The organism is Paenibacillus sp. B01 (assembly GCF_009649995.1).
Taxonomy (GTDB): Bacteria; Bacillota; Bacilli; order Paenibacillales; family Paenibacillaceae; genus Paenibacillus_O; species Paenibacillus_O pasadenensis.
In genome coordinates this window covers 679,878-694,811 of sequence record NZ_CP045802.1, presented here as the reverse complement: position 1 = coordinate 694,811, position 14,934 = coordinate 679,878, and the positions used below count along the sequence as shown (strand labels likewise).

Genomic DNA, 14,934 nt, shown 5'->3' with positions numbered 1-14,934 from the left:
CGTCTCTTGACATCGTCAACGCAAACGAGCGTTCTATAATGGATAAAAGTGGTTGGAATCGGGCTCGAATGGATTGAAACCGCTATCTCCGCGGCAATTTTATTTACATGTTTTTAACGCAATGACGATTGTCACTCTCCGCGCCTCATCCGTTCGAGCTTCATCCGGGCGTCCAGGCTGAGGTTTCCGTCGATCGTATTGCGGCTTTTGGGCGTATCGTCCTTCAGCGAGCGGGCGATCTGCCGCCGGTTCTGGTCGAGCTCCAGCTGCAGCTCCCGCGCGGACAGCCGGAGAGCGCCCTTGCCGAAGGCGACATGCTGCTCGACGGAGTCCGACGTCGCGACGTAGATGCTCCGGCTGCGCTTGCGCAGCTCTCCGGACAAGCGCTCGATGCATTCGTCGGCCGTCTCCTTTTCCTTGGTGAAAACGACCGTGATCTTATGCTGCTTGTAGGCGGAACGGCTGCCCGCCACCTGATGGGCGTCGAACACGACATAAACTTCCATGCCGGTGAAGCCCTGGTAATCGGCGAGCAGATGGAGCAGCCGCTCCCTCGCTTCCTCGAGGTTCGCTTCCTTGAGGCGCTCCAGCTCCGGCCAGGCGCCGATGATGTTGTAGCCGTCCACCAGCAGGACGTCCGGCTGCCGTGCCACGGCGGACTAGACGCTCCCGCGCTGCCGCACGACCTCGTACATCAGCACGCCGGCGGCGACGGAGGCGTTGAGGGAATTGAGCTGGCCGAGCATCGGCAGCTTCACGAGGAAGTCGCATTTCTCCCGGATGAGGCGTCCCATGCCCTTCGCCTCGTTGCCGATGACGAGCGCGAGCGGCAGGTTGAAGTCGGTCCGGTACACGTCCTGGCTCGCGCTGACGTCCGCGCCCGCGATCCAGATGCCCTCCTCCTTGAGCGTCTCGATCGTCTGCGCCAGGTTGGTCACGCGCGCCACCGGCACATGCTCGGCCGCTCCGGCCGAGGTCTTCCACACGGTCGCGGTCAGGCCGGCGGAGCGGCGCTTCGGAATGATGACGCCGTGCACGCCCGTGCATTCGGCCGTACGGAGGATCGAGCCCAGGTTGTGAGGGTCCTCGATCTCGTCGAGGATGAGCAGCAGCGGCGGCCGGCCGCTCCCCTTGGCCCGCGAGAGCAGCTCGTCCACCTCCGCGTAGCGGTACGCCGCCGCCTGGGCGACGACGCCCTGATGCGCGACGCCGAGGCCAAGCTGGTCGAGCCGGCGCTTGTCGACGAACTGCACGACGATGCCGGCGTTTTTCGCTTCGGCGAGAATCGGACCGACCGACGGCTTCTGCACCGTATCGGCGATCCAGATCTTGTTGAGCTCGCGCCCGGAGCGGAGCGCCTCGAGCACAGGGTGCTTGCCGGCGATCCAGTCCTGCGCCGGCTCGGTTTCTTGATTCGGTTTGTCAGTGCTCATTCATGTTCTCCTTTTGGCGGTCCGCCTCGAGCGCTGCGAACACGGCCGCCATCAATTCCCGGAGCCTCTCGGTCCGGCCTTGATAGTATAGATAGCCGACCAGCCCTTCGAGGGCGGTGGCCAGGCGATAGTCGTGAGGATCGGCGTTGCGCGGAGGCTGGCCGGACTTGGCGTTGCGCGCGCGGCGCACGATGTCCTGCTCCTCCTCGTCGAGCATCGGCGCCCACAGCTCGAGCCAGCGGCGCTGCGCCTTGGCCGAGACGATTCCGGTCGCGGCGCGATGAAGCTGCTGCGGCTTGAGCCGGTCTCCGGCGACGAGATGCTGGCGGACGAGCAGCTCGAACACCGCATCGCCGGCATAGGCGAGCACGACGGGGTTCAGCAGCTCGGGCCGCTTGGAAGGCGCCTCATAAGGCAGCGGCTGGAACGTCTGCTCACCGAGCGGAGCGGCGCCGGCCGCCTTCGGATCGATGCCGCCGCTCATTTGCGCCGCCATCGGATGCCCTGCGGCGTATCCTCCAGCAGGATGCCCTGCTCCGCCAGCAGATCGCGGATCTCGTCCGCGCGCTTCCAGTTCTTGTCCGCGCGCGCCTGCGTACGCTCGGCGATGAGCGCGTCGACCTCGGCGTCCAGCAGTCCCGCCGCCTCGTCCGCCCGCGGCAGCAGGCCGAGCACGCCGTCCATGACGTCCATCAGGCCGAGCAGCGCGCGCAGCGCCGGGGCCGGGGCGACCGGCAGCTTGAGCAGCGCATTCGCCTCGGCGACGAGCTCGAACCAGACCGTGATCGCGTCCGGCGTGTTGAAGTCGTCGTCCAGCTTGGCGGCGAAGCGGTCGCGCAGTCCCCGCAGCCGGCCGTCGAGCGGCTCGTCTCCCGTCTGCGGCTCATAGCGCAGCGCGCCGACCGGCGCGTCCAGCCGCGCATGCCAGCCTGCTGCGCCGGAGCCGTCCGGATCGACGGCGCCGAGCCGATGCTCCAGGTTGACGCGGCAGTTGGCGATGCGCTCCACGCTGCCGAGCGCCTGCTCCACCGTGTCGTCGCTGAAGTTGAGCGGCGCGCGGTAATGGCCCGACAGCATGAAGTAGCGGATCGCCTCCGGCTTGATGCGCTTCAGCAGCTCATTCACGGTGATGCCGTTGCCGAGCGACTTCGACATTTTCTGATTGTCGATGTTGATGAATCCGTTGTGCATCCAATAATGCGACAGCGGCTTTCCCGTCAGCGACTCCGACTGCGCGCACTCGCATTCGTGATGCGGGAACTGCAGGTCATGGCCGCCGCCGTGGATGTCCAGCGTATCGCCCAGGTATTCGCGGGCCATCGCCGAGCACTCGATATGCCAGCCCGGCCGTCCCGCTCCCCAAGGGCTTTCCCAGCTGATCTCGCCGGGCTTGGCGCCTTTCCAGAGCACGAAGTCCTGCGGGTCCTCCTTGCGCTCGTCGATGCCGATGCGGATGCCGAGCTGCAGCTCCTCGAGGTTTTGATGGGACAGCTGGCCGTATGCGGCGAACGACTTGGTGCGGAAATACACGTCGCCGCCGCTCGGGTATGCCGCGCCCTTGTCGACCAGCTCGCCGATGAAGGCGACGATCTGCGGAATATGCTCCATGACGCGCGGATTGCGCGTCGCCCGGCGCACGCCCAGCCGCTCCGTGTCCTCGTAGAACGCCTCGATGAAGCGCTCGGCCACCTCCGGCACCGTCGTGCCGAGCTGCTCCGCCTTGCGGATCAGCTTGTCGTCGACATCGGTGAAGTTGACGAGGTAGTCGACCTCATAGCCGACCGCCTCCAGGTAGCGGCGAACGACGTCGAAAAAAATCGCCGGACGCGCGTTGCCGATATGGATATAGTCGTATACGGTCGGGCCGCACACGTACATCTTTACTTTACCCGGCTGCTGGGAGATGAACTCTTCCTGCCTCCGGCTCATCGTATTGTAGATCTGCAGACTCATCGCTGCTGCTCCCCTCCGCCTACCGGCAGCCTGACCTGCCGCTCATGATGCTCCCGGACGTCCCGCTCCGCCGCGCTCTCGCGCAGCTCGCTCACTTGCGTCCTCAGGAGATTGATCTCGTTCTGCATGCTTCGGAACATCTCGATGACCGGATCGGGCAGCTTCGCATGGTCCAGTCGATCCCCGACCTTGAGGCCGTTGCGCTTGACGATGCGCCCGGGGTTGCCGACGACGGTGCTGTTGTCCGGCACCTCTCTCAGCACGACCGAGTTGGACCCGATGTTGCAGTTGTCGCCGACCCGGAACGAGCCGAGCACCTTCGCGCCGGAGCCGATGACGACGTTGCTGCCGATCGTCGGATGGCGCTTGCCCTTCTCCTTGCCCGTGCCCCCGAGCGTGACCCCCTGGTAAATGACGACATCGTCGCCGATTTCGCAGGTTTCCCCGATGACCACGCCCATGCCGTGGTCGATGAACAGCCGGTCGCCGACGCGGGCGCCGGGATGGATCTCGATGCCGGTCATGAACCGGCTCACCTGCGAGACGATGCGCGCCAGCGTGAACAGCCGGCGCTTGAACAGCGCGTGCGCGATCCGATGCGCCCAGATCGCGTGCAGGCCCGAGTACGTGAAGACGACCTCGAAAATGCTGCGCGCGGCGGGATCGTTGTCGAATACGGCCCGAATATCGGATTTGATGTGGCGAATCATGTCTCTACCCCCCCATTCAGCCTTGACGACAGGACGTGCGTCAGGATGAAAAAAAGCCTCTGCAGCCCAAGGGCTGCAGAGGCGTCGATGGCGCGGTTCCACTCTGCGGTTCAGAACCGTCCGCGGCGCGGACAATCCTGACTCTCGGGCCTGTAACGAAGGCCGGACGTTGCCGCCTACCCCCGGCTCGCCTGTGTCGGCCGCGTGGCGGACCGCAGGGAGCGGGCTCGGAGCAAGGCTCGCAGGTGCAGCGGATTCGCCGCCGGGATGGACCTCTCGCAGCCGCCGCTGCACTCGGCGGCGCCGCGAAAACGGGCGGGCCGGCTGCATGGCGGAGGTCCTCTCTGCAATCCCGGGCATGGCGATCCGATCCTGTTCAAAGCCGGTCGGTATCGGTGCTTGAATTACCTTTAGTATACTCCATAAGCGGCAAAGCGCAAGGTGCCCGCTCCGGGCTCAGCCCTGCAGGCGCGCGCGCAGGCGGCTTTCCACTTTGCCGCGTCCGAGCAGCACGATCGTGCGGTTCAGGTCCGGACCGTGCGTCTGGCCGGTGACGGCGGCGCGGATCGGCATGAACAGCGCCTTGCCCTTGCAGCCGGTCTCCTTCTGCACGGACTTGATGAGCGCTTTGACGCCCTCCTCGCTCCAAGCCTCCGGCTCGATCGTCTGGATGCCCGCAAGGAACGCCGACAGCACCTGCGGCACCGTCTCCTCCGCCAGCACCTCGCGCGCCTCCGCCTCGTCCTCGTACGATTCGAGGAAGAACAGCTCGGTCAGCGGCACGATCTCCGCGCCCCAGCGCAGCTTCTCGCGGTACAGGGCGATCAGGTCGGCCGCCCACTCGCGCTCGCGCGCGTCCGGCTCGGCGCTGACGCGGCCCGCCTGCTGCAGATGCGGCAGGCACAGGTCGACGAGACGCGGCAGCTCGAGCTGCTTGATGTATTCGCCGTTCATCCAGGCGAGCTTGTTCGTGTCGAATACCGCCGGGCTCTTGCTCAGCCGGTCGGCGTCGAACGCCTCGACGAGCTGCTCGCGCGTAAACAGCTCCTGCTCGCCCTCCGGCGACCAGCCGAGCAGCGCGATGAAGTTGAACAGCGTCTCCGGCAAGTAGCCGAGCTGCTCGTACTGCTCGATGAACTGGATGATCGACTCGTCGCGCTTGCTCAGCTTCTTGCGCTGCTCGTTGACGATCAGCGTCATGTGCGCGAACAGCGGCGGCTCCCAGCCGAGCGCCTCGTAGATCATGAGCTGGCGCGGCGTGTTGGAGATATGGTCCTCGCCCCGCAGCACATGCGAGATCTTCATCCGATGGTCGTCGACCGCCACCGCGAAGTTGTACGTCGGAATGCCGTCCTTCTTGACGATGACGAAGTCGCCCGTCTCGCTCGTGTCGATGCGGATCAGGCCTTTTACCATATCGTTCCACTCGTAGGTCCGGTTCTCCGGCACGCGGAAGCGGATGCTCGCCACGCGGCCTTCCGCCTCGAAGGCGGCCTGCTGCTCCGGCGTCAGGTCGCGGTGGCGGCCCGAGTAGCGCGGCGTCTCGCCGCGCGCGGCCTGCTCCTCGCGCTCCTGCTCGAGCTCCTGCTCGGTGCAGTAGCAGCGGTACGCCAGGCCGCGGTCCAGCAGGTCCTGCCAGTATTCGCGGTAGATGTCGAGCCGCTCCGTCTGCCGATACGGGCCATAGCCGCCGCCGACATCGACGCTCTCATCCCAGGTAATGCCGAGCCAGGCCATGAACTTGAGCTGGCTCTCCTCGCCGCCGGCCACGTTGCGCTTGACGTCCGTATCCTCGATGCGCACGATGAACTTGCCGCCGTGGCGGCGGGCGTACAGGTAGTTGAACAGCGCGGTGCGCGCGTTGCCGATATGCAGATGTCCCGTCGGCGACGGCGCGTAGCGGACGCGGACTTCGTTTTGTGCCATGTCGGTTTCCCCTTTTCGTTCAGCCTCTTAAAATAAGTGCCATCATAGCACACCCTGCACGAGGCAGACAACCGCCTGCGCGGCGATGCCCTCGCCGCGTCCGGGGAAGCCGAGCTTCTCGGTCGTCGTCGCCTTGACGTTGACTTGATCCGGCTGCGCCTCGAGCGCGCGCGCGATGATCTCGACCATCGCCGGAATATGCGGCGCCATCTTGGGCGCCTGGGCGATGATCGTGCAGTCGAGGTTGCCGAGGCGCCAGCCCCGCTCCTTGATCAGCCCCCACACCTGCTCCAGCAGCTTCAGGCTGTCCGCGTCCTTGAACGCGGGGTCCGTGTCGGGAAAATGCTTGCCGATGTCGCCGAGCGCAAGCGCGCCGAGCAGCGCGTCCGCCACCGTATGCAGCAGCACGTCCGCGTCGGAGTGGCCGAGCAGCCCCTTTTCGAACGGAATCGTCACGCCTCCGATGATGCACGGACGTCCCTCCACCAGCTGATGCACGTCAAAGCCTTGTCCGATCCGAATCATGATTCCGTTCCCCTCTCCCGCCGCGCCAGCAGGAACTCCGCGTACGGGAGATCCTCCGGCGTCGTGATCTTGATGTTCGTATATTCGCCCTCGACGACCGACACCGGATCGCCGAGCCGCTCTACCGCCATCGCGTCGTCCGTGCCGAGAAAGCCGCTCGCAAGCGCCTGCTCATGGGCTTCCAGCAGCCGGACACGGCGAAAAGCCTGCGGCGTCTGGATCGCCCACAAGCTGCTTCGGTCCGGCGTGGCGACGATGACTCCGTGCTCGTCCGCCTGCTTGATCGTGTCCTTGACCGGCACGGCCAGCACGGCCGCTCCCGTCTGCTCGGCCCGTCGCAGGCAGGCCCGCACGGCGGCAGCGGTGACGAGCGGCCGCACCCCGTCGTGGACGAGCGCCCACTCCGTCCCGAGACCGCGCAGTCCGAGCCGCACGCTGTGCTGCCGCTCGCTGCCGCCCTCCAGCACCGCCGCCACCTTGGACAAGCGATAGGAGCGGCACCAGTCGCGGCACCGCTCCACATCCGAAGCTCCGGTCACGAGCACGATCTCGGCGACCTCGTCCATCCCCTGCAGCAGCTCCAGCGAATGGATCAGCAGCGGCTTGCCGCCGAGCTCGAGAAACTGCTTGCTCTCGGCCGTGCCCATCCGCGTGCCGCGGCCGGCGGCGACGACGACCGCCCCCCAGCGCGGCTCCGAAGCGTCCGGCGCTCCAGCCGCAGCCTCGCCGGCGGCCGCCCCGCTCTGCGGACGAAGCCTCGAAGCCCGCTTCGCCGGCTCCTTGCCGTCCTTCATGTTTGCTCACATCCCGCTGTAACGTTCATTTCCTTATCATACCTCGTTACAGCGCTTTTTCCAACAGCTTGGGCTTGGCGAAGATCATCCTTCCCGCCGACGTCTGCAGCACGCTCGTCACGAGCACCTCCATCGTCATGCCGATGTAGTCGCGTCCGCCCTCGACGACGATCATCGTGCCGTCGTCGAGATAGGCGACGCCTTGTCCATGCTCCTTGCCGTCCTTGATGATCTGCACGACGATCTCCTCGCCCGGCAGCACGACCGGCTTGACGGCGTTGGCGAGATCGTTGATGTTCAGCACCGACACGCCCTGCAGCTCGCACACCTTGTTGAGGTTGAAGTCGTTGGTCAGCACCTTGCCGCGCAGCAGCTTCGCCAGCTTCACGAGCTTGCTGTCCACCTCGCTCACATCCTCGAAGTCGCCCTCGTAGATGAGCACCTTGACGTCGAGCTCCTTCTGGATCTTGTTCAGGATGTCGAGGCCGCGGCGTCCGCGGTTGCGCTTGAGCAGATCCGACGAGTCGGCGATATGCTGCAGCTCCTCCAGGACGAACTCCGGGATGACGAGCGTGCCCTCGATGAAGCCGGTCTTGCAGATGTCCGCGATCCGGCCGTCGATGATGACGCTCGTGTCCATGATCTTATGCTCTTCGAAGTTGACCGGCTCGACCTTCTCCGGCTCCGGCGCCGCCTTCGGCTGCAGCAGCGCCGTCAGTCCGGCGGTCAGCTCCTCCTTCTTGCGAAGGCCGACCGTCAACCCGACATAGCCGAGGCCGAGCGTCAGCAGCGCGGGCGCGATCATCGCCGCCGACTCCGGCAGGCGCGAGACCGACGGGTAGAGCAGCGCCGACAGCACGAGGCCGCAGGTCAGTCCGGCCGCGCCGGCGAGCAGGTCGGCCGCAGGCAGCTCGGCGGCTCGCCGCGCGCCTTCCCCGAGCAGCCGCTGCGCCTGCCCGGCGAGCGCGGTCGCGAGCAGCAGGCCGCAGAACGCGCCGACCCCGAGTCCCAGATAATAGCCCATGGAGCCGTAGCTCCCGGCCAAGGCGCTGTAGCCCATGCCAGCCGGGAGGCTGCCACCGGCGCCGATGCCCGCCTGGGAGCCCAGCATGCCGCCAAATACAAGTCCGAGTAATTGCAGAATACGTTTTACCATAGCTTAGTCGCCACCTCCATTAGCCAGTATGTTCCAATCCGGCGAAGGCTAAACCGCCCGAGCGGCACGGCGCGCGGCCGCATGGAAAGGAAGGGCGGCAGCCGCTGCCTGACGTCATGAAGGATTTCTCATAATGGGCAAATGCTTTTTGTTTTCGGAAGGAGGCGCTGTATAATGGGGATAGCCTTTACTTCAAACGAAACCTTCGCGAAAGAGGTGGGTACGATGAGCGCACCAACGCTTCACGATTTTCAGGAGCAGGTATCGGAACTGATATTGCGCCACCGCAGCGTGCTGGACGTGCTGTCCAAGTTCGGCCAGACTGGAGCGGCGGTGAACCGCGCCGTGGCCAAGGCCGTCACGGAATGCGGCTGCATCGAGATCCAGGCGTCCAGGCAGCATTATTCCGAGGAGCCGGAGCTGGAGACGGCCAAGCGGCTGCTCGAGTCCCACATGGACGGCGCCGTATGCGAGAACTGCCGAGACGTGCTCAAGGCGGAGCTTGGACGCAACCTGTTCTACATGTCCGCCCTCTGCAACCTGCTGGACATCGACCTGGACGAGGTCGTCAAGGCCGAATCCGACAAGTGCTCTACGCTCGGCGTCTTCAATCTCACCTAGATCCGCTTGAAAAGCAAAAAATCCAGGCCGTCCGCTTGCAGCGGATGCCTGGATTTTTTTCGTTCGAGGATCTTGCGATCCTAGACGCTGCGCCTCTTGCGGCGACGCTCCTCGAGGTCCTCGTCGCCCTGCGCGCGGCGGCGGCGGCGAAGACGTCCTTGGACATTAACGTTTTTTTTTAGGCCGTAGAGCGCGTACAGGAGCAGCGGCACGAAGATGATCTTGCTCAGCTGGTCCGGGAACGCGATGCCCAGCACGACGGCGATGCCGACGACGACCGGGATGCTCCAGATCGCGCTCTTGGGCAGGCCGATCTTCTTGAAGTTCGGGTACTTGACCGTGCTGACCATGAGCAGCGCCAGGCCGAGCGTGCTCGCCATGAGCACCCATGGCTGGATGTCGTTGTGGAACAGCGCCAGCGTCGCCAGGATTCCGCCCGCGGCCGGAATCGGCAAGCCGATGAAATAGCCCGGCGCGACGTTGCTGACGACGTTGAAGCGGGCCAGCCGGAGCGCGCCGCAGATCGGGAAGATCGCGGTGACGATCCACGAGGCCGCGTCGGAGTTCAGCTCCTGGAAGGCGACGACGTACATGATGAAGGCCGGCGCGACGCCGAAGGAGATGACGTCCGACAAGGAATCGAGCTCCTTGCCGAACTCGCTCGTCACGCCCAGCGCGCGGGCGACGCGTCCGTCCACGCCGTCGAGCAGCATGGCGATGATGACCATCATCGCCGCCATCTCCGGTTTATCATTGAACACGAGAATGATCGACACAATCCCGAGGAACAGGTTTCCTATCGTAAAAAGGCTCGGCAACGACTTTGCGAACACTTGCTTCCACCTCATCTCTACTATGCCCGGCGAAGCTTGAAGTCAGGCATGGAAATTTTTCCACGTTCATCCATTCAGGCCGCATGGCATTCCCCCATTCTAGGGGAATCAGATTTGCCTGTCAATGAACATTTGATCCTGGATGCGGCGCAGCCCTTCCTTGATCGCGCGGGCGCGCACCTCGCCGATGCCGTCCACCTCGTCGAGCTCGGCGATCGTCGCCATGACGATGTTCGGCAGGTTGCCGAAGCGCTCGATCAGGTTGTTCATGATGACCAGAGGCAGCCTCGGGATGCGGTACATCTGGCGATAGCCGCGCGGCTGCACTGCCTCGTCGGCGATCGCGGCTCCTTGCGGATAGCCGAGCAGCCGGATCACATGCGGGGCGTCCATCAGCTCGTCGTTGCTCAGCTTCTTGAGCCCCGCGCGCACCTCGCGCAGCCGCTCGTCGCTGTTGTCGCGCGCGTAGTCCTTCAGCAGGAACCAGGCGTCCTCCTCGACGCCGCCGATCAGCTCCTCCATCTGCATGCTGATGAGGCGGCCTTCCGTGCCGAGCTCGTTGACGTAGCGCTTGATCTCCATCTTGATGCGCAGCACCATCTCGACGCGATGGATGACATGCGCGACCTCCTGCAGCGTCACGAGCTCCTCGAACTCCAGCGCCGACAGGTTCGTGAACGACTGCTTGAGCACCGCCTTGTACTTCTCGAGCGTCTGGATCGCCTGGTTGGCCTTCGTCAGGATGACGCCCATGTCCTTGAGCGAATAGCGCAGGCTGCCCATGTACAGCGTGATGATGTTTCGCCGCTGCGAGATCGAGACGACAAGCCGTCCGGTCTGCTTGGCGACCCGCTCCGCGGTGCGGTGGCGGATGCCCGTCTCGATCGACGGAATCGACGAGTCGGGGATGAGCTGGGTATTGGCATAAAGGATGCGTTTCAGGTCCTCGCTGAGGATGATCGCGCCGTCCATCTTGGCGAGCTCGTAGAGATAGTTCGGCGAGAACTCGCAGTTGATCGAAAAGCCCCCGTCGACGACCTCCATCACCTCCGGGCTGTAGCCGACGACGAGCAGCGCGCCGGTCTTGGCCCGCAGCACGTTGTCGAGTCCGTCGCGGAACGCCGTTCCGGGCGCGACCAGCTGCAGCAGCTGGTTTGTGATTTCGTTCTCTTTGGTTTCCTTCATCGGTATGGTAGTCCCCCTATTCAAGCGCCGCGCGGAGCGCTTCCGCAACCGTATTGACGCCTACGATCTTGATATCGTCAGGCGGCTTCCAGCCCTTGAGGCTCTTTTCCGGCAGGATCACCCGCTTGAAGCCGAGCTTCTGCGCTTCCTTGACCCGCTGCTCCGCCCGCGACACGGCGCGCACCTCGCCGGTCAGGCCGACCTCGCCGAAAATGACGTCGTCCGGCTTCGTCGGCGCGTCCTTGAAGCTGGAGGCGATGGCGACCGCCGCCGCCAGGTCTACGGCCGGCTCGTCGAGCCGCACCCCGCCGGCGGCGTTGAGATAGGCGTCCTGCGTCTGCAGGAACAGGCCCATCCGCTTCTCCAGCACGGCGATGATGAGCGCCATCCGGTGATGGTCGAAGCCGGCGGACATCCGCCGCGGCGACGGAAAATGCGTCGGCGCGACGAGCGCCTGCAGCTCCACGAGCACCGGACGCGTCCCCTCCATGCTGGCGACGACGGTCGAGCCGGAGACGCCGAGCGGGCGCTCCGACAGGAACAGCTCGGACGGATTGGCGACCTCGCGCAGGCCGTCCTCGCCCATTTCGAAGATGCCGATCTCGTTGGTCGAGCCGAAGCGGTTTTTGACCGCCCGCAGCAGCCGGTAGGAATGATGCCGCTCTCCCTCGAAATAAAGGACGCAGTCCACCATATGCTCCAGCAGGCGCGGACCGGCGATGGCGCCTTCCTTGGTCACATGGCCGACCAGCACCGTCGCGATGCCGCCGATCTTGGACGAGCGCATGAAATGCGCCGTGCATTCGCGCACCTGGGCGACGCTGCCCGGAGCCGAAGGCACGCTCGGATCGTAGACGGTCTGGATGGAGTCGATGACGAGGAAATCCGGTCCAACCGACTCGATCGCCTCGTTAATATGCTCCATATTGGTCTCGCACAGTACATACAGCGACTCGGCGAGCGCGCCGAGCCGGTCGGCGCGCAGCTTGGTCTGGCGGATCGACTCCTCGCCCGAGATGTACAGCACCTTGAGTCCGGCCGCGGCCAAGGCATGGGATGCCTGCAGCAGCAGCGTCGACTTGCCGATGCCGGGATCGCCTCCGACGAGGATGAGCGAGCCCGGCACGACGCCGCCGCCGAGCACGCGGTTCAGCTCGCCGATGGTGCTCTCGATGCGGGGCTCCTGACCCGTATTGATATCTATGATGGAACGCGGCTTTTCTTTCGTCCCGCGGGACATCGGGGCGGACAAGCCGACCCCGGCCGTCTTGACAACCGTTTCCTTTTCCTCTACCATCGTGTTCCATTCGCCGCAGCCAGGGCACTTGCCCAGCCACTTGGGCGATTCCGTGCCGCACGACGTGCAGGCGAACTTGATTTTTACCTTGGCCACATCAGGCTCCTTGAACGTATGACGTATCCTTCAAAGTTTACCATTTCAAGCCCCTTCCATAAAGGCGAACGGGCAAAAAAGCTGATCGAGCCGCGGAAAAGGCGGCCGATCGAAAGGAAGTCGAACGCCTATGAACGAGCAGACGGTGCTGATCATCGACGACGAAGCCGAGATCATCAAGCTCATCAGCCTCTATCTCCAATCGGAAAAGGTGCGCCTGCGGACCGCCTCAAGCGGGGAGGAGGCGCTGGCGATCATCGAGCGCGAGCCGGTCGATCTCGTCGTGCTCGACATCATGATGCCCGGCGCGAGCGGCATCGAGATCTGCCTCGCGATCCGCGAGCGCCGCCAGATGCCGATCATCTTCCTGTCGGCCAAAAGCGAGGAGATCGACAAGATCCACGGCCTGAGCGTCGGCGCCGACGACTATGTGACCAAGCCGTTCAGCCCGCTCGAGCTCGTCGCGCGCATCAAGAGCCAGCTGCGGCGCTATGCCGCGCTCCGTCCGGCGGAGACCGGCGCCGCGGCGCAGCCGTCTACGGTGCTCCGCCATGACGGCATCGCGCTCGACACGATGACGCGCGAGGTGACCGTCGAGGACGAGGAGATCCGCCTCACTCCGCGCGAGTTCGGCATCCTGGAGCTGCTGCTGCGACACCCCGGCCGCGTCTACAGCATGGAGCAGTTGTACGAGCTCGTCTGGCAGGAGCCGTTCTACGAGTCGGCCAACACCGTCATGGTGCATATCCGCAAGCTGCGCGAGAAGATCGAGGCGGACCCGAGGCAGCCGCGCTACATCAAGACCGTCTGGGGCGTCGGCTACAAGCTGGAGAAGCTCGGCCGATGATGACCCGCATGCTGCAGACGTTCCTGTGGAAGCTGCTGCTGCGCTTCGCGCTCAGCCTGGCGGCGATGGCCGCGCTCGTCTGGCTCGGCTATTTCCTCTCGGGGCTGCTGCTGCGCTACAATCCGAGCCGCTCCTTTCCCATTACCCGCCTGCTCGTCGCCGCCATCAACGGCATCGGATCCTTGCCGATCATGCTCGCCGCCGGAACGGCGCTGTTCCTCGGCCTGTTCTTCTGGATGTCGCGCCGCTTCCTGCAGCGGTTCGACGCCATCACGGACGGGCTGCAGCAGATCGCCGGCGGCGACCTGGCGCATCGCATCGAGGACGACAGCGCCGACGAGCTCGGGGCCGTCTCCCGCAGCGTCAACGAGATGGCTCGCCGGCTCGCCATCGCCCAGCAGGAGGAGCGGTCGGCCGCGCAGGCCAAGAACGACCTCATCACCGGCGTCTCGCACGACCTGCGCACGCCGCTCACGTCGATTCTCGGCTTTCTCGAATATATCCAGAAAGACCGCTACCGCGACGAGCTGGAGCTGCGCCAGTACGTCGACATCGCCTACGACAAGGCGCTCGTGCTGCGCAAGCTCATCGACGACCTGTTCGAGTACACGCGCGTCGCGGGCGGGTCGATGCCGCTGCAGGCGGAGCCGGTCGACTTGAATCCGTTCCTGCGCCAGCTCGCCGACGAGTACGAGCCGCTGCTGGAGGAAGCCGGCATGGCCTGCCGGGTCCATCCGTCCGGACAGCCGCTGCTCGTCCAGGCCGATCCGGAGCTGCTGCTGCGCGTATTCGAAAATCTGCTGACCAACGCCATCCGCTACGGAGCCTCCGGCGGCGCAGTCGATATTTATGTACGTCCGGCAGCCGGATCGGCTTCGCCGGATGAAGAAGAAGCTGACGCAGCGGCGGACCAGGCGGCGATGCCGAACGAAACCGCAGCGCCGATGGCCGAGGTCGTCTTCCGCAATTACGGAGAGCCGATCCCGCCGAGCCATCTGCCGCGGCTGTTCGACCGCTTCTATCGCGTCGACGCCTCCCGCTCGCGGCAGACCGGGGGCAGCGGCCTCGGCCTCGCCATCGTCAAAAGCATCGTCGACCTGCACGGCGGCGTCATCGAGGCCGCCAGCTCGAAGCGCCGGACCGAATTCATCGTGCGCCTGCCGCTTTAAGAATTTCCTAAGAACTTCAAAAGCCTCCCGTTAAGAAGCGCCGATTAGACTGGATCTATCGACGCTTCTTGACGGGAGGTTTTCTGCATGCAAGCTTTTCTGCTCTTCTCCGCCATCCTGCTCGGGATCGGCGCGGCGCTGCAGCTGCGCAGCCGGCGCCGTCCGCTCGCGGCCGGCCTGCTCTGGGCCGCCGTCGCCGCCGCGCAGCTGCTCGGAGCCCTTTCTCCGCTATGGCTGCCGGGCTGAGGCGCCCTCATCGGCCCTTTGGCGTCCGGCTCGACCAGCGCCAGCCAGCGCCCGACGCCGGCCGGTGCAAGGTCGACGCTGGCCGACGCTGGCCGGGCTGCGGGCTGGACTGCGGGCTGCGGGCTGGACCAGCAGCAGCGCAC

General features: G+C 65.1%; 16 protein-coding genes. 4 read left to right on the top strand and 12 right to left on the bottom strand.

Annotated elements, in window-relative coordinates; all coding sequences use genetic code 11:
* Positions 1–131: 131 nt before the first annotated feature.
* The 9 genes from GE073_RS02975 to GE073_RS02935 form a co-directional block, all read right to left on the bottom strand.
* Positions 132–653, bottom strand: coding sequence for an NYN domain-containing protein (locus tag GE073_RS02975; RefSeq protein WP_028598182.1), 522 nt, complete (start codon positions 651–653; stop codon positions 132–134).
* 6 nt (positions 654–659) lie between these two features.
* The gene (gene rlmB / locus GE073_RS02970) at positions 660–1,433 is read right to left on the bottom strand and encodes a 23S rRNA (guanosine(2251)-2'-O)-methyltransferase RlmB (protein ID WP_052333083.1); all 774 of its coding nucleotides are present in this window, start codon (positions 1,431–1,433) and stop codon (positions 660–662) included.
* Entirely contained in the window at positions 1,423–1,929 is a 507-nt protein-coding gene (locus tag GE073_RS02965; protein ID WP_228551246.1) for a Mini-ribonuclease 3, read from the bottom strand. Before GE073_RS02965 ends, rlmB begins: the two co-directional genes overlap by 11 nt.
* Entirely contained in the window at positions 1,914–3,386 is a 1,473-nt protein-coding gene (gene cysS, locus GE073_RS02960; RefSeq protein WP_153782745.1) for a cysteine--tRNA ligase, read from the bottom strand. The genes GE073_RS02965 and cysS overlap by 16 nt, the downstream gene beginning before the upstream one ends.
* A complete protein-coding gene (cysE, locus tag GE073_RS02955; protein ID WP_052333082.1) occupies positions 3,383–4,096 on the bottom strand; it encodes a serine O-acetyltransferase in 714 nt (237 codons plus the stop codon). The genes cysS and cysE overlap by 4 nt, the downstream gene beginning before the upstream one ends.
* Before the next feature lie 456 nt (positions 4,097–4,552).
* Positions 4,553–6,022 (bottom strand): glutamate--tRNA ligase, encoded by a 1,470-nt coding sequence (gltX, locus tag GE073_RS02950; RefSeq protein ID WP_153782744.1) that lies wholly within the window; start codon positions 6,020–6,022, stop codon positions 4,553–4,555.
* Between the two features lie 42 nt (positions 6,023–6,064).
* The gene (gene ispF / locus GE073_RS02945; protein WP_028598178.1) at positions 6,065–6,547 is read right to left on the bottom strand and encodes a 2-C-methyl-D-erythritol 2,4-cyclodiphosphate synthase; all 483 of its coding nucleotides are present in this window, start codon (positions 6,545–6,547) and stop codon (positions 6,065–6,067) included.
* On the bottom strand, positions 6,544–7,194 hold the full coding sequence (ispD, locus tag GE073_RS02940) for a 2-C-methyl-D-erythritol 4-phosphate cytidylyltransferase (protein ID WP_267238422.1): 651 nt from the start codon (positions 7,192–7,194) through the stop codon (positions 6,544–6,546). The genes ispF and ispD overlap by 4 nt, the downstream gene beginning before the upstream one ends.
* Before the next feature lie 193 nt (positions 7,195–7,387).
* A complete protein-coding gene (locus GE073_RS02935; protein WP_028598177.1) occupies positions 7,388–8,497 on the bottom strand; it encodes a PIN/TRAM domain-containing protein in 1,110 nt (369 codons plus the stop codon).
* Between the two features lie 225 nt (positions 8,498–8,722).
* Between GE073_RS02935 and GE073_RS02930 the strand changes: the two genes are divergently transcribed.
* A complete protein-coding gene (locus GE073_RS02930) occupies positions 8,723–9,118 on the top strand; it encodes a nucleoside triphosphate pyrophosphohydrolase family protein (protein ID WP_028598176.1) in 396 nt (131 codons plus the stop codon).
* 80 nt (positions 9,119–9,198) lie between these two features.
* On the opposite strand, the gene pssA is transcribed toward GE073_RS02930, so the two are convergent.
* The 3 genes from pssA to radA form a co-directional block, all read right to left on the bottom strand.
* The gene (pssA, locus tag GE073_RS02925) at positions 9,199–9,951 is read right to left on the bottom strand and encodes a CDP-diacylglycerol--serine O-phosphatidyltransferase (RefSeq protein WP_028598175.1); all 753 of its coding nucleotides are present in this window, start codon (positions 9,949–9,951) and stop codon (positions 9,199–9,201) included.
* 108 nt (positions 9,952–10,059) lie between these two features.
* Positions 10,060–11,136: a DNA integrity scanning diadenylate cyclase DisA gene (gene disA, locus GE073_RS02920; RefSeq protein ID WP_028598174.1), complete on the bottom strand. Its 1,077-nt coding sequence runs from the start codon at positions 11,134–11,136 to the stop codon at positions 10,060–10,062.
* Positions 11,137–11,152: 16 nt separating this feature from the next.
* Complete coding sequence (gene radA / locus GE073_RS02915) at positions 11,153–12,529, bottom strand: DNA repair protein RadA (RefSeq protein WP_028598173.1); 1,377 nt, start codon at positions 12,527–12,529, stop codon at positions 11,153–11,155.
* 130 nt (positions 12,530–12,659) lie between these two features.
* On the opposite strand from radA, the gene GE073_RS02910 reads away from it, so the two are divergent.
* From GE073_RS02910 to GE073_RS02900, 3 genes are all read left to right on the top strand, one after another.
* On the top strand, positions 12,660–13,376 hold the full coding sequence (locus GE073_RS02910; RefSeq protein ID WP_028598172.1) for a response regulator transcription factor: 717 nt from the start codon (positions 12,660–12,662) through the stop codon (positions 13,374–13,376).
* Positions 13,373–14,545, top strand: a complete 1,173-nt coding sequence (locus tag GE073_RS02905) for a sensor histidine kinase (RefSeq protein ID WP_153782742.1) — start codon at positions 13,373–13,375, stop codon at positions 14,543–14,545. Before GE073_RS02910 ends, GE073_RS02905 begins: the two co-directional genes overlap by 4 nt.
* Positions 14,546–14,632: 87 nt before the next feature.
* Positions 14,633–14,791: a hypothetical protein gene (locus GE073_RS02900; protein ID WP_153782741.1), complete on the top strand. Its 159-nt coding sequence runs from the start codon at positions 14,633–14,635 to the stop codon at positions 14,789–14,791.
* Positions 14,792–14,934 lie beyond the last annotated feature (143 nt).